We start from the raw sequence: 13,254 nt of genomic DNA on the forward strand, positions 1-13,254 counted from the left end.
CACATTTAAAAAGGAGTGAATTTATGCTGACAGTGATCGCTGAAATTCGTACTCGCCCTGGTGCTCATCATCGCCAGGCCGTGTTAGATGAATTTAAAACATTGGCACCTGTAGTCCTTCAGGAAGAGGGTTGCCATGGTTACACCCCAATGGTCGATGAAAGCACCAGTCTGGATTTTCAGGCGACAGCACCCGATTCCATTGTGATGATTGAAATGTGGGAAAGTGCCGCACATCTCAAAGCTCACCTGGAAACGCCGCATATGAAAGCGTTTGGTGAAAAAACAAAGAATGATGTGCTGGATATGCGTATCCGCATTCTGAAACCCGGCATTGCCTGAGTTTACTCCAGTGGCCTGGCACAACATCACTGTGCTGGCGTTTCTAAGCTGGTGTTTCTAAAAAGAAGGAAAACCCGGTTTTCCTTCTTTTTTGTTTCTGTTTTATTCTGCTTTTTTAAGCAACTTTCATCCGTTTCACCGCACAGCCACTTCCCCTGTTTGAACTTCCTCCCGGCTAAGTATATTGAGTAACGCAGCAGTATCCGGGTAACCATCCAGATGCAGGCAAATCTGCTCCAGTTCGTGGCAAAGCGCCTCCGGTAACACCCGGCTGGCAATCTGGTGGAATTTTGCCAGCAATGCCTCATCACTCAGGGGGTTTCCCGGAGAACCGGAAGGCACTGGTACCTGTACCTGCGCCACACTGCCACTGGTGGTATGTAAAATAACAACGGGCTCTTCGTCACCTTGTTGAGACGCATCAACTTCCAGAATAATACGCGCCATCATATCGCTCACTTGTGGCGAAAGCCGTTTCTCTTCACTGTAACTTTCAAGCCCTGCACTGCCATAACACAGACATGCCGCCAGCGCATAAGGCAGGCTCATTTGTGCGGCTGCAAGGCTATCAATTGACCGGCCACCGCACATCTCCATTAAAAACGGGTTAAGCCTGACGTGTACACGTTGCACCTGAGCCAAAGGCTGTACCGATAACAATTGTTTCAGTGCATCAACAGCAGAGTGGGTTCCCCGGCATGAGGCATAAGGTTTGATTGAGCAACGCGCCAGTTTCCAGACTTGCCCGAGCGATGTCACCAGTGCCTCAGGTAGCTGGCTGTGAGGTGCAATGGTTTGCAGAAAGCCCCCCCATTTTTCAGCGAAAATAGCACCCGGCCCCTGAATACCTTTCTGCGCCAGTTGCGCGGCAAACAACCCACTTTCTGCAGCACGGCCAGCATGCAGTTTTTTAGTTTGTGAGCCATCATGAATAAAGGCCCACAAGCCACTACTGAAACTGCCTGCAATACCGAGTGCTGCACTGCACTGTGCAGGAGAGAGCCTGAGCAAGTTGCATACTGCGGCAGTTGCACCAAATACCCCACAAGTTGCCGTCGAGTGCCAGCCTGCTTCGTTATGGGCGTTGTAACCGCCACACGCTTCCAGAACCCGACGGCCGATGTCGTAACCGACAATAAACGCGCTCAGCAAGCGCTGCCCGTCAACGACTTCCCCCACCAGCGGTAATGCCGCGAGAATGGCAGGCAAAACAACCGCACCCGAGTGATCACAGCCACCGGTGTCATCCAGTTCATACATATGTGCAGCAACACCATTTAACCAGGCCGACTGGCGCGGGGTTACCCGCCATGATTGCCCAACAAGAGGAGACAGCGCATGCCCACCTTCTTCTCTGGTTAAGGCCGCGCACTGGCGCCAAATGTCACTGTCTGTTCCTGCAAGCATAGCCCCCAGGGTGTCCAAAAAATGGCGTTTGGCTTTTTCGACAATATGTGGCGGGAAATCGCTATAACGCGTCGTAGAGATGAACTCACCCAAAGTGTGCACATATGCATAATCAGCTAAAGCATCAGCCATGGTTTTGCTCCCATAACCGATGGAACACTTCTGCCGGATGGTCTGGCGTATTTGCTGGCTGTGAACGCCAGTGTTCAGCCACAGATTCCGCGCTAGTTAACCAGACAGGTTGCCGTTGCAATGTATCAATCAACGCTTCCAGTAATGAAATGCGGCCTGCCGTACCGATAATTTCTGGATGCAGGCGGAGTAAGTAACATAAACCAAACCGGTGATAACCGTAAAAATCCTGGGTCATGTTCGCCAGTGTTTCCTGGTAAGACGCAATACGTGACTGGCCTGGTGGTACTGCCGGGCTAAGGTTAAACGCGAAATAGGGTTCATCTTCCAGTTCATAATGCAGCGGTAACTCAACCAGAGATGTGCCCGGATGGAAATACGGCAGGTCATCGCCCCGCCAGCATGAAGACCACTGAAACCCCATGCTGCTCAGTGCCTGAGCAAACCCTGGTTTCCACTGCCCGGCGGGAGTACGAAAACCCCGTGGTGCGCGGCCACATAACGCAGTCAGTTTCTCTGTAGCGCGGCGCGCGCAGGCAACCTGCTCTTCCAGGCTCATCGCGGAAAAATCTTCGTGCTGGTCACCGCCACAGGCAACTTCATGCCCTTCTGCCAAAATCCGCTCCAGCAGCAATGGTTGTTCTTGTGCCACAATGGCAGGCAGGCACCATGTGGCTTTAACCTGTTTTTTCGCCAGCAGATTGAGTAAGCGTTCAACACCGCGCAGCGTACCATAGCGCCAGACCGACAAAGTTTTATCCCGGCCTTCTACCGCTGGTGCCTGAGTCAAAATGCCGTAGATGTCATTAAAATCAATGGTGATAACAGCAGCTGAACGGTATCCCTCTGGCCAGTGTGCGGCAATCCCCGCAGATGTGGTGTTTTTATCTGGCATGTTGATACTCCTGCATATACCACTCAGCGACAGCATCGCAACGGGCAAACCACACGTCGTCACGGGAAGTCATATGGGCAAAGAATTTTTCCAGCAGCAAAATGCGCCCAGGTTGCCCGGAGATTTTGGGATGAAACAAGGTTGTCAGGCATAAGCCTTCATCCATGGCGCCATCAAACTCCCGTTGCCAGTTATCCAGCGTCAGCGCGTAACTGGCAGTGCGGTCTCCCCCTTTGGGAAAATCCGGGTTTCGGGTATAAGCCAGTGAGGCGTAGTCATCCATTTCCCACTTACCAGGAATTTCCACCAGTGGAGGGAACCCCGCGACCTCAATGCAATAAGGGCGATCATCGCCTCGCATACTGCTCGAATAGAGAACACCTGCGGCTTTGAGCACTTCAGGGGTACTGGCATGCCAGTCTCCTGACGGAGTACGAAACCCCCGTGCGGTAATACCTAAATAGCGTTGAAAAATTTCAGTGGATTTCTCCATCACTGCATGCTGTTCATCAGGGCTCAGGGCAAAAAACGATTCGTGCCGATAACCATGAAACGCAACTTCATGCCCCCGTTCCACGATGGCACGGCATTGTTCCGGCCACTGTTCAACAACCCAGGCCGGAACAAAAAACGTGGCAGGTAACTGAAAGTCGTGCAGTAAATCGAGCAAACGACCGAGTGCCCGAAATGGCCCATACGAGCCAAAGGTAAAGTACTCCGGCGAAGACCAGATACTGCCATTAAGCATGGCATCGCCTGTTGGCCCATCTAAATCAAACGCCAGTGCCATACAACCGCGTTTTCCCTCAGGCCAACGCAATTCACCCGGTGATTGCATCATCTGCTCCTGCTTTAGCCCTGGTTGACGGTGGCTTTAGCAACACCGTTATCTGACAAGCCCCATTTCGTGAGGATTTTTTGATAGGTACCATCGGCAATCATGTCATTCAACGCCCCCTGAATGGCATCACGTAATGCGGTGTTGTCCTTGCCAATCGCCATCCCGGTGTACTGGAAGGCAAAGGCTTTATCCAGTGGCTTAAAGGTTCCTTTTTCAAGGCCCATGATATAAGGCAGCGTTTCACTCCCCTGCACAGCAGCATCCAGGCGGCGCTGGCGTAACTGTGTGCGAGCGTCTGCGCTACCTTCGGTTCCCACAACCACAACGGCTGGTTTGCCCGCGGCTTCGCAATGAGCTTTACTCCAGTTAGCAATTTCCTGCGGGAATGTGGTGCGGCGGCTGGTACCGACATGTTTGCCACACAAATCAATATCATGTTGGAGATCCTGACGGGCGGTCAGCGTGTAAAACTGTGGGCCGGTTTTGAAGTAGTCAATAAAATCGACCACTTTCTGGCGCTCTTTGGTATCGGTCATACCTGACATCACCATATCGACTCGCTTGGTTACCACAGCATTGACCATCTGCTCAAAAGCGATTTCCTGCCAGTTCACTTTGATACCCAGCTCTTTGCCAATGGCAACGCCCAGGTCGTAATCCACGCCAGTTAACTGGTTGCTGCCCGGGTCTTTAAAATCCATTGGCGGGTAGTTCGGCATAATTGCCACAGTAATTTCGCCTTTTGCCTTAATGGATGCAGGCAATTCAGTTGCCGCCCAGCTGGTAGATGCCTGGGCGACGAGTGCAGTTGCTATCACGCTCAGAAACAGATTCTTCATGGTTTACCCCGGTTAATTTAAAGGAGAATGGCATTAATGAAATTTTTCATCCGCGGGTTACGCGGGTTGAGCAGAATCTCTTCTGGTGCGCCCTGCTCAATAATTTGGCCTTCATCCATAAACACCACCTGGTTGGCGACTTCGCGGGCAAAACCCATTTCATGGGTCACCACCAGCATTGTTGTGCCCTCCTGCGCCAGTTGACGCATGACAGCCAACACTTCCCCCACCATTTCGGGATCCAGTGCCGAAGTGGGTTCATCAAACAGCATCAGTTTCGGTTTCATCGCCAGTGCACGGGCAATAGCAACACGCTGTTGTTGCCCGCCGGAAAGCGACTGAGGGTAAGCGTGTGCTTTATTCGCTAAGCCAACCCGCTCCAGCAATGCCATCGCCTCTTCCGTTGCTTCACGCTTTGGGCGCAATAACACATTGCATGGGCCTTCAGTGATATTCTCTAGCGCAGTTTTATGGGGAAATAAGTTAAAACGCTGGAAAACCATGCCGGTATGCAGGCGCTGACGGGCAATTTGTTTGTCACTGAGTGGGTACAGCTTATCGCCCGCAATGCGATAACCAGCCAGTTCGTTGTCTATCCAGATCCCACCCCGGTCCACTTTTTCAAGTTGGTTAATACAGCGCAAAAAAGTACTTTTCCCTGAACCAGATGGTCCGAGGATGCACATCACTTCGCCGTAATTCACCTCCAGGCTGACATCTTTTAGCGCATGGAACTGGTCAAAATATTTGTTCACCTTCATGGCACGAACAATGTTTCTCATGAGGCTCTCCAGTTACTGGCGGCGGCGGTGACCGCGGGAGAAATAACGCTCCAGTTGGCTTTGGCCAAAAGAGAGCACCGTGACAATCATCAGGTACCAAATACCGGCCACAAACAGCAGCTCCATCACACGTGCGTTAGCGAAGTAGATGTTCTGGGTGTTGTAGAGCAATTCGGAATACTGAATCATGCTCGCCAGGCTGGTTGTTTTGATCATGCTGATAAATTCATTACCAATGGGCGGCAGAATGACCCGCATCGCCTGGGGCAAAATAATGCGGCGTAAAGCCTGCAGGCGAGGCATACCAATGGATTTGGCCGCTTCATACTGGCCAATATCAACAGACAGCAACCCGGCACGCACCACTTCAGAGGTGTATGCACCCTGGTTGATACTCAGCCCCAGCAGAGCCGCTAAAAAAGGTGTCATCACATGCACAGTCTGCACACTGAACAAGCCAGGAATAGAAATCACCGGAAATACCAGCGCGAGGTTGAACCACAGTAGTAATTGCAGAATCAGTGGGGTGCCGCGGAAAATCCAGGCGTAAACAACAGCAATGTAATGCAACACCGGGTTGGGCGACATATACATAATTGCCGCCACCACACCAAAAACCACGCCCAGCATCATGGCTAAAATCGACATAATCAGGGTGTTCATTACCCCCTGAAGAATGGCCTGAGCAGTAAAAAACTGCCCGACATAACGCCATTCAATATTGCCGTGCGCAAAAGCATTCACCAGCATTGCCACCAGCAGCAAAATCACAACCGAGGCTGTAATTCGCCCGTAATAACGGCGTGGGACGACCTGGTATTTATCCAGGTCATACTGCATGCGGTTATTGTTCGCCGGTGATGATGTTGAAAGCGGGGTTAATTGTTCCATCCTGCCTCCTTCAGGCCCGTGGCCCTGTGTAATCACGGGTCCAGCGCAACTGGGATTCGGTTAGTGTTTGCAGGCGGGTTAATTGCTGTTCAACACAATGCGGTGCAGTGCCCCCAAAACCGTGACGGGCCGCTAATGCCGATTCCAGAGTCAGGGCGTCTCGCACATCAGGTGTCAGGCGTGTATCTACCGATTGCAGTTGGGCATCGCTGAGTGCATCCAGCCCGCATTGCTGCTGTTCGCACAACTGAACCAGTTGGCCGGTAATTTCATGGGCATGCTTAAATGGCACCCCGCGCATCGCCAGCCAGTCAGCCACTTCTGTCGCCAGTGTGAAACCTTCAGGCGCCTGCTGAGCCATTCTTTGTGTATCGAATTTCAGGGTAGCGATCATGCCGGACATAGCAGGCAATACCAGCAACAGGGTTTCCACCGCATCAATGACATTACGCTTGTCATCACTCAAATCTCGGTTATACGACAAGGGCATTGCTTTCATGGTGGTCAGCAATGCCATCAGGTTGCCGACCAGGCGGCCACTGCGCCCACGAGTCAGCTCGGCAATGTCCGGGTTTTTCTTTTGCGGCATAATTGAACTGCCTGTTGCATAGCTGTCGTCCAGCTCTACCCAGCGAAACTGGCGAGAAGACCAGAGGCACACTTCTTCGCACAAACGCGACAGGTTGACGGCTATCATGGCAGTCACAAACAAGAATTCAGCGGCAAAATCACGGCTGGCAACGGCATCAATTGAGTTTTCACAGGCCGCGATATACCCCAGTTCCTGCGCTGCAAGTTCTGGCTGGCGGGCAATAGCTGAACCAGCCATTGCTGCTGCCCCCAGTGGGCAAAAAGCACTGCGCTGGTCCCAGTCCTGCATACGTGAAATATCCCGAGCAAAAGCCTGAGCATGAGCCAGTAACTGGTGCCCCAGCACAATAGGTTGTGCTTGTTGAAGGTGGGTAAAACCAGGAGCAACACTGTGAATATGCTGAGCAGCCTGCCCCATAAGCGCCTGCTGCAATTCCAGCAATGCACTGGCAACACGCCGCCCGTTGTCACGCAAGTAAAGGCGTAAATCATTCACAGTCTGGTCATTACGAGAACGGCCTGCGCGCAGCTTTCCACCTAATTCCCCCAGGCGTTCAACCAATACACGCTCAATAAACGTATGAACGTCTTCATCATCAATAATCGGTGACACCAGACCAGCGCGAAAATCCTGGTCCAGCTTATCAATCGCCGCCAGCATGGCTGATAATTCTGAGGATGTAAGCAGCCCGGCTCTTTCTAGTTCTCGGGCATGGGCGCGGCACCCGGCAAGATCGTAAGGAGCCAGTGAGAAATAGTGCTCAGGACTACGTGATAAAGCACTCAGGCTAGCGGCTGGGGCGGATTTAAAACGCGCTCCCCAAAGGCGCTCTGCATTTTCAGACATGCTGTTTCCCTTTCAATACGACGATAAATGATTTCTTTTCCAGTAATAATAAAAACTTATTTCTACAACCACTGGAAAACTTAATTCATTTCATGTTCACTGTACTTTTACCGCAATATTTACGGAGTTAAATAGTAAAGATGGAAAGTAAAGTTTCTCATTATGGAAACATGGCAAATCATGGCAATGGAAATAGTGCAATGAATCGTAATGACGGAACCACACTTTCGTTAAATAACATTGACCTTAAATTACTGCGCGTTTTTAAATGTGTCGTTGAAGCAGGAGGGATGACGGCAGCCAGCCATGAGCTTAATATTGGCCTTGCCGCGATTAGCAAACAGGTTTCCGACCTGGAAATTCGCCTTGGGATGACATTATGCAGCCGTGGACGTGAAGGTTTTGAACTAACCGAATATGGGGTAAATGTTTACCAGGCAACACTCGAACTCTTTGTTTCACTTGATACTTTCCGCGAGAGAGTTCACAGCAGCCGCAACGAAATTCTCGGCGACATCGCAATTAGTGTGGTTGATAATACTATTTCAGATACTCAATCACCCGTCACCAAAGCGGTGCAGCAATTGCACCAGAATGCACCAAAAGTAAATATCCGCCTGCAGACATCACAATTAGAAGATATTGAAAGAGGTATTAGCGAAGGGCGTTTTCATTGTGGAATTGGCCCCGTATATGAAAAAAAAGAAGCCTTTGAGTATTTTCTTTTATATCACGAAATATCGAAAATCTATTGTTCCTCCAAACACCCTTTATTTAATGGGAAAACACATAGTGACGTTACTATTGATACAGTAAAACAACAAAAAATGGTTAATCACATGTATGTTTCACACCGCGATACCAGTGGTCTCCTGCCTGTTCATAACACTAAAATACAGGCTGTTCAGGTGGAGTCTGTCGCGATGCTAATATTAACCGGGCACTTTATTGGTTACCTCCCTGAACACTACGCTCAGAGTTATATTAACCAAGGGTTATTGCAAGCACTAAGTAATGAGCAACTTGTGACAAAAACGCCATTTTACCTGATGCTAAAGAAGGGGAAAAAAATTAACCCAGTGATTAATTTATTTATGCAGGCGTTATCCATCAATGAATCTGCTGTTGCATCATTATGAGGCAATCCATTTATAAAGATGGGCAAAAGCCATGGCAAGGGCATAAAAAAACCCTGTGATTCGGGCTATACGCCTCCACCATCAGGGTTGTTAAACGGCAGTAAATCAGACTTCGATATCCACCATATCGCCTTTTTCCTGCAACCAGTTGCGGCGGTCTTCAGAACGTTTTTTCGCCAATAGCATATCCATCATCGACTGGGTGCGTTCTTCATCGTCATCGCTAATGGTTAACTGCACCAGGCGGCGGGTATTGGGATCCAGTGTCGTTTCACGTAACTGTAGCGGGTTCATTTCCCCCAGCCCTTTAAAGCGCTGAACGTTTGGTTTACCGCGTTTACGCTTAAGCTGCTCCATGACACCATCTTTTTCTTCGTCAGTCAGGGCGTAATAAACCTCTTTACCCAAGTCGATACGATAAAGCGGTGGCATAGCCACATACACATGGCCTGCTTTCACCAGCGGGCGGAAATGGCGCACAAACAGCGCGCACAGCAATGTAGCAATGTGCAGCCCATCGGAGTCTGCATCCGCCAGGATACAAATCTTACCGTAGCGCAGTTGGGTTAAATCATCGCTATCAGGGTCAATACCAATGGCGACGGAAATATCATGCACTTCCTGGGAGCCCAGCACTTCGTCCGAGGAAACCTCCCAGGTATTCAGGATCTTGCCCTTCAATGGCATGATGGCCTGGTACTCACGGTCGCGGGCCTGTTTGGCTGAACCGCCTGCGGAATCCCCTTCCACCAGGAAAAGCTCGGTACGATGCAAATCCTGGGCGGTACAGTCTGCCAGTTTGCCAGGCAGTGCCGGGCCACTGGTCAGTTTCTTACGCACAACTTTCTTGGCAGCTCTAAGGCGTCGCTGGGCACTGGCAATCGCCAATTCGGCCAATTGCTCTGCGGCTTGCACGTTCTGGTTCAGCCACAGGCTGAAAGCATCTTTGACCACACCAGAAACAAATGCCGCACACTGGCGAGATGACAGGCGTTCTTTGGTCTGCCCGGCAAACTGTGGATCCTGCATTTTGACAGACAATACGTAAGCGCAGCGTTCCCAAATATCGTCAGCAGATAATTTCACACCACGCGGAAGAATATTGCGGAATTCACAAAACTCGCGGATACCATCCAGTAGCCCCTGACGCAGACCGTTAACATGAGTCCCACCCAGCATGGTCGGGATCAGGTTGACATAGCTTTCAGTGAGCAACTCACCACCTTCCGGCAACCACAGCAGTGCCCAGTCGACAGCTTCGGCTTCACCGGAAAAGTTACCTACAAATGGTTTTTCCGGAAGTGTCACCAGGCCATTCACGGCTTCACACAGGTAGTCTGTCAGGCCATCCTGGTAGCACCAGCGCTGTTCAGTGTTGTTCACTTCATCGCGGAAAGTGATTTCAACTCCCGGGCACAGTACTGCTTTCGCTTTCAGCAAATGCGACAGGCGAGAAACAGAGAAACGCGGACTGTCAAAAAATTGTTCATCTGGCCAGAAATGCACACTGGTACCAGTATTGCGTTTACCGCAGGTCCCTGTCACATGCAGATCTTCAACTTTATCGCCATTTTCAAACGCAATGCCATACACCTGGCCATCGCGTTTAACTGTGACTTCAACCCGTTTGGATAATGCGTTGACAACCGAGATACCCACACCATGTAACCCACCAGAGAACTGGTAGTTTTTATTGGAGAATTTTCCCCCGGCGTGTAAACGGCACAGGATAAGCTCAACGGCCGGAACACCTTCTTCCGGGTGGATATCGACAGGCATACCACGCCCGTCATCAATCACTTCCAGTGACTGATCTGCATGGAGAATAACGTCAACTTTTTTGGCATGGCCTGCCAGCGCTTCATCCACGCTGTTATCAATAACCTCCTGACCAAGGTGGTTAGGGCGCGTGGTGTCAGTGTACATTCCCGGGCGACGGCGAACCGGCTCAAGCCCGGTAAGTACCTCAATGGCATCAGCGTTATAGGATTGCGTCATGGTTTTTCGCTGCTCAACTAAGGAAGAAGATACCTGGTACTAGCTCAGCCCCAGGAAATCAATAATCTGTGTGAAATGATGCTCAAAGCCAGTGAAAGCATGATTACCACCTTCTTCAATATGCTGGCGGCAAGGTGCGTAATAAGCCACTGCCTGGCGGTAATCCAGCACTTCATCACCCGTTTGCTGCAACAACCAAAGTAAATCTGGTGCTTCCAGCGGGTCGACTTGCATGACTTTGAGATCGTAAATATGGCGAGACTCTAGCACATATTGCTGCCCGGTGTATGGGTTCTCATTGTTTCCGAGAAAATCTGCCAGTAATTCAAAAGGGCGTACAGCCGGATTCACAACCACAGCGGGTAGCATGAAACATTGCGACAACCAGGTCGCGTAGTATCCACCTAATGATGAACCCACTATCCCCATATGTTCCCCTCCTCTGGCCATGACAATAGATTCAAGCATTTCTGCTGCATCAGCCGGGTAAGGAGGTAACTGAGGGATGACCATAGTGATATCAGGATGGTGCTCAGCCAACCAGTTTTTCATGCTGGTGGCTTTAGCAGAACGCGGTGAACTGTTAAAACCATGGAGATATAGAAGAGTGGCCATTAATAACCTTCGGAATCAGTATCGGGGCTAAATGCGGTGCCCGACAAACGACAGACTTCAGTTGTCAACGAACCATCAGGGTGCAATGTTATCCAGCGCCAGCCAGGTGCAATGGTGTCCAAAGTAAAGTTGGCACAATGCGGTTTGAACTGAACGCAGGTGGAAGGCGTGGCCATCATCCTGCGCCCATTCCAGTCCACATCCATTTCCTGGTGGATATGCCCACACAGCAAGTGCTTCACTCCAGTATAACGTTGCAACACATCATCCAACGCCTGAGCATTACGCAAGCTGTGTTGATCCAGCCAACTGCACCCTGCGGGCAGTGGATGGTGGTGCAACAGCAACAGGGTTTGCCGGTCAGGGTTTTCAGCCAGTTTTTTTTCCAACCATTCAAGCTGGTACTCGCTCAATTCACCATGAGGCACACCAAAAACCTGGCTATCGAGCAACAAAATCTGCCAGCTTTTCCCTGCAACAACTTGCTTTGAAGACGAAATACCCGATTCTTTCAGTGAACTGAACATAGCGGGTTGAAAATCATGATTACCGGGCAGCCAGACGCAAGGCGCCGCCAACGAAGAAACGCCTTCAGCGAAGTGCTGATAAGCTTCGTTGCTTTGGTCCTGTGCTAAATCACCTGTAGCAACTATCAGGTCACACGGGCGGTTCTCTTTGTGAATAGCCGCCAGCACTGCCCGGTAGCTTGACCAGGTGTTAACGCCCAACAGCGTTTCATCTTTCCCGGCAAATAAATGGGTGTCAGTAATTTGTAGTATCCTGATACTGGCTTCATCAGCAGCAGGTATTGTCAACAGGCTTTCCAAATGGTGTCCTTAGGTTTCACGACGCTAACAAACCGGAATCGCCATCGCTCCATGCGCTAAACAGTAACGTAGCCAATCGGCAAGGAACTGGTTAATTTGATGTTTTTCATCGCGTTGATGCAACTTTTTATTAGGATAATCATAACGTGCTTTAAAACGGAAGATCTGCTGACTCGAACACACTTCAGCAACCATGGCGTCATGATAGAGCCTGACGGACATGGAAGGAAGACTCCAGTATGTTACAGAGGGCAGCGTTTGTTCAATCTCAACAAGCGTAGTGTAGCGAGTTGATTCAAGAATCGTTAACCGATACTGAGCACTATTGACCTGGTAGCTGATTTTTTCACCGATAGCGTCAACAGGCGGCAGCAACCGGCGCAACTGGGCAAAATTCGTTTCGCACAAGCGCATCATTTCAGGGAAATCAGGTGTATAGCGCTTCATTGTCATGCGTTCCACTCTTGTCGTAATAGTTGATAATGCAGCTGCAGCCATTGCAAGGCGATGACAGATGCGGCGTTGTCGATTTTCCCTTCTTCTACTAATTGATATGCTGTTTCACGGCTAACCACATGAACCCGGATATCTTCATTTTCTTCCGCCAGGCCGTGAATTCCGCTAGCAGTCGTTGCATCTACTTCCCCGACCAGAATAGACAAACGTTCACTGGTTCCGCCAGGGCTTGCCAGGTAACTTAATACTGGGCGGGTACGTTTCACATGCAACCCGGCCTCTTCTTCTGCTTCACGGCGCACAACATCTTCCGGCGACTCGCCAGGTTCAATCATGCCAGCAACCATCTCCAGCAACCATGGAGTTTCACTGGTATCAAAAGCAGCGATTCGAATTTGCTCGATAATCACCACTTCATCGCGCACGGGATCATAGGGCAACAGTACCGCAGCGTGGCCGCGTTCGAAAATTTCCCGACGAACTTCTTCGCTCATTCCTCCGTTGAACATACGATGACGAAAACGCCAGACATCGAGCGAAAAAAAACCACGCCAAACTGTTTCCCGTGCAATAATTTCTACATCGCTTTTTGTAAACGTTGTGATGTTTTTGTTTTCTGTAGACATCCGTAAACCTGCTCGAACAGTGATTGA

General features: G+C 50.3%; 14 protein-coding genes. 2 read left to right on the top strand and 12 right to left on the bottom strand.

Annotation, left to right across the window (positions count from 1 at the left end; all coding sequences use genetic code 11):
• The first annotated feature begins 23 nt into the window (after nucleotides 1-23).
• Entirely contained in the window at nucleotides 24-341 is a 318-nt protein-coding gene (locus LC084_RS12870; RefSeq protein WP_226571604.1) for a putative quinol monooxygenase, read from the top strand.
• A 135-nt stretch (nucleotides 342-476) separates the two neighbouring features.
• Here the strand turns inward: LC084_RS12870 and LC084_RS12875 are convergent, their stop codons facing one another.
• From LC084_RS12875 to argH, 7 genes are read right to left on the bottom strand one after another with little or no spacing between them, the layout of a single operon-like run.
• On the bottom strand, nucleotides 477-1,880 hold the full coding sequence (locus tag LC084_RS12875) for an MmgE/PrpD family protein (protein WP_226571605.1): 1,404 nt from the start codon (nucleotides 1,878-1,880) through the stop codon (nucleotides 477-479).
• Nucleotides 1,873-2,775 carry a polysaccharide deacetylase family protein gene (locus LC084_RS12880; protein ID WP_226571606.1) on the bottom strand — a complete coding sequence of 301 codons (903 nt, stop codon included), beginning with the start codon at nucleotides 2,773-2,775 and terminating at the stop codon, nucleotides 1,873-1,875. The genes LC084_RS12875 and LC084_RS12880 overlap by 8 nt, the downstream gene beginning before the upstream one ends.
• Entirely contained in the window at nucleotides 2,765-3,613 is an 849-nt protein-coding gene (locus LC084_RS12885; RefSeq protein WP_226571798.1) for a polysaccharide deacetylase family protein, read from the bottom strand. The genes LC084_RS12880 and LC084_RS12885 overlap by 11 nt, the downstream gene beginning before the upstream one ends.
• A 14-nt stretch (nucleotides 3,614-3,627) precedes the next feature.
• Complete coding sequence (locus LC084_RS12890) at nucleotides 3,628-4,455, bottom strand: ABC transporter substrate-binding protein (RefSeq protein ID WP_226571607.1); 828 nt, start codon at nucleotides 4,453-4,455, stop codon at nucleotides 3,628-3,630.
• A gap of 17 nt (nucleotides 4,456-4,472) precedes the next feature.
• Entirely contained in the window at nucleotides 4,473-5,237 is a 765-nt protein-coding gene (locus LC084_RS12895; RefSeq protein WP_036105682.1) for an amino acid ABC transporter ATP-binding protein, read from the bottom strand.
• Nucleotides 5,238-5,249: 12 nt separating this feature from the next.
• A complete protein-coding gene (locus tag LC084_RS12900) occupies nucleotides 5,250-6,128 on the bottom strand; it encodes an amino acid ABC transporter permease (protein ID WP_226571608.1) in 879 nt (292 codons plus the stop codon).
• A gap of 10 nt (nucleotides 6,129-6,138) precedes the next feature.
• Nucleotides 6,139-7,566 (bottom strand): argininosuccinate lyase, encoded by a 1,428-nt coding sequence (argH, locus tag LC084_RS12905; protein ID WP_226571609.1) that lies wholly within the window; start codon nucleotides 7,564-7,566, stop codon nucleotides 6,139-6,141.
• 140 nt (nucleotides 7,567-7,706) lie between these two features.
• Here argH and LC084_RS12910 point away from each other — a divergent pair, with 140 nt between their 5' ends.
• Nucleotides 7,707-8,705 carry a LysR family transcriptional regulator gene (locus LC084_RS12910; RefSeq protein ID WP_226571610.1) on the top strand — a complete coding sequence of 333 codons (999 nt, stop codon included), beginning with the start codon at nucleotides 7,707-7,709 and terminating at the stop codon, nucleotides 8,703-8,705.
• 105 nt (nucleotides 8,706-8,810) lie between these two features.
• Here LC084_RS12910 and parE read toward each other — a convergent pair whose 3' ends face one another.
• From parE to nudF, 5 genes are read right to left on the bottom strand one after another with little or no spacing between them, the layout of a single operon-like run.
• Entirely contained in the window at nucleotides 8,811-10,703 is a 1,893-nt protein-coding gene (parE, locus tag LC084_RS12915; protein WP_226571611.1) for a DNA topoisomerase IV subunit B, read from the bottom strand.
• A gap of 39 nt (nucleotides 10,704-10,742) precedes the next feature.
• Entirely contained in the window at nucleotides 10,743-11,318 is a 576-nt protein-coding gene (yqiA, locus tag LC084_RS12920) for an esterase YqiA (RefSeq protein WP_036105667.1), read from the bottom strand.
• A complete protein-coding gene (cpdA, locus tag LC084_RS12925; protein ID WP_226571612.1) occupies nucleotides 11,318-12,145 on the bottom strand; it encodes a 3',5'-cyclic-AMP phosphodiesterase in 828 nt (275 codons plus the stop codon). The genes yqiA and cpdA overlap by 1 nt, the downstream gene beginning before the upstream one ends.
• A 24-nt stretch (nucleotides 12,146-12,169) precedes the next feature.
• A complete protein-coding gene (locus tag LC084_RS12930) occupies nucleotides 12,170-12,592 on the bottom strand; it encodes a DUF1249 family protein (RefSeq protein WP_036105661.1) in 423 nt (140 codons plus the stop codon).
• A 2-nt stretch (nucleotides 12,593-12,594) separates the two neighbouring features.
• Nucleotides 12,595-13,227, bottom strand: a complete 633-nt coding sequence (nudF, locus tag LC084_RS12935; RefSeq protein ID WP_226571613.1) for an ADP-ribose diphosphatase — start codon at nucleotides 13,225-13,227, stop codon at nucleotides 12,595-12,597.
• Between the last annotated feature and the right edge of the window lie 27 nt (nucleotides 13,228-13,254).

The organism is Mangrovibacter yixingensis, from assembly GCF_020523985.1.
In the GTDB taxonomy this organism is placed as follows: domain Bacteria; phylum Pseudomonadota; class Gammaproteobacteria; order Enterobacterales; family Enterobacteriaceae; genus Mangrovibacter; species Mangrovibacter yixingensis.

Coding starts and splice junctions, on each gene's coding strand:
- LC084_RS12910 (WP_226571610.1), top strand. CDS start 7,707: ATGGAAAGTAAAGTTTCTCATTATGGAAACATGGCAAATCATGGCAAT.
- LC084_RS12870 (WP_226571604.1), top strand. CDS start 24: ATGCTGACAGTGATCGCTGAAATTCGTACTCGCCCTGGTGCTCATCAT.
- LC084_RS12875 (WP_226571605.1), bottom strand. CDS start 1,880: ATGGCTGATGCTTTAGCTGATTATGCATATGTGCACACTTTGGGTGAG.
- LC084_RS12900 (WP_226571608.1), bottom strand. CDS start 6,128: ATGGAACAATTAACCCCGCTTTCAACATCATCACCGGCGAACAATAAC.
- LC084_RS12895 (WP_036105682.1), bottom strand. CDS start 5,237: ATGAGAAACATTGTTCGTGCCATGAAGGTGAACAAATATTTTGACCAG.
- argH (WP_226571609.1), bottom strand. CDS start 7,566: ATGTCTGAAAATGCAGAGCGCCTTTGGGGAGCGCGTTTTAAATCCGCC.
- LC084_RS12890 (WP_226571607.1), bottom strand. CDS start 4,455: ATGAAGAATCTGTTTCTGAGCGTGATAGCAACTGCACTCGTCGCCCAG.
- nudF (WP_226571613.1), bottom strand. CDS start 13,227: ATGTCTACAGAAAACAAAAACATCACAACGTTTACAAAAAGCGATGTA.
- parE (WP_226571611.1), bottom strand. CDS start 10,703: ATGACGCAATCCTATAACGCTGATGCCATTGAGGTACTTACCGGGCTT.
- LC084_RS12885 (WP_226571798.1), bottom strand. CDS start 3,613: ATGCAATCACCGGGTGAATTGCGTTGGCCTGAGGGAAAACGCGGTTGT.
- LC084_RS12930 (WP_036105661.1), bottom strand. CDS start 12,592: ATGAAGCGCTATACACCTGATTTCCCTGAAATGATGCGCTTGTGCGAA.
- yqiA (WP_036105667.1), bottom strand. CDS start 11,318: ATGGCCACTCTTCTATATCTCCATGGTTTTAACAGTTCACCGCGTTCT.
- LC084_RS12880 (WP_226571606.1), bottom strand. CDS start 2,775: ATGCCAGATAAAAACACCACATCTGCGGGGATTGCCGCACACTGGCCA.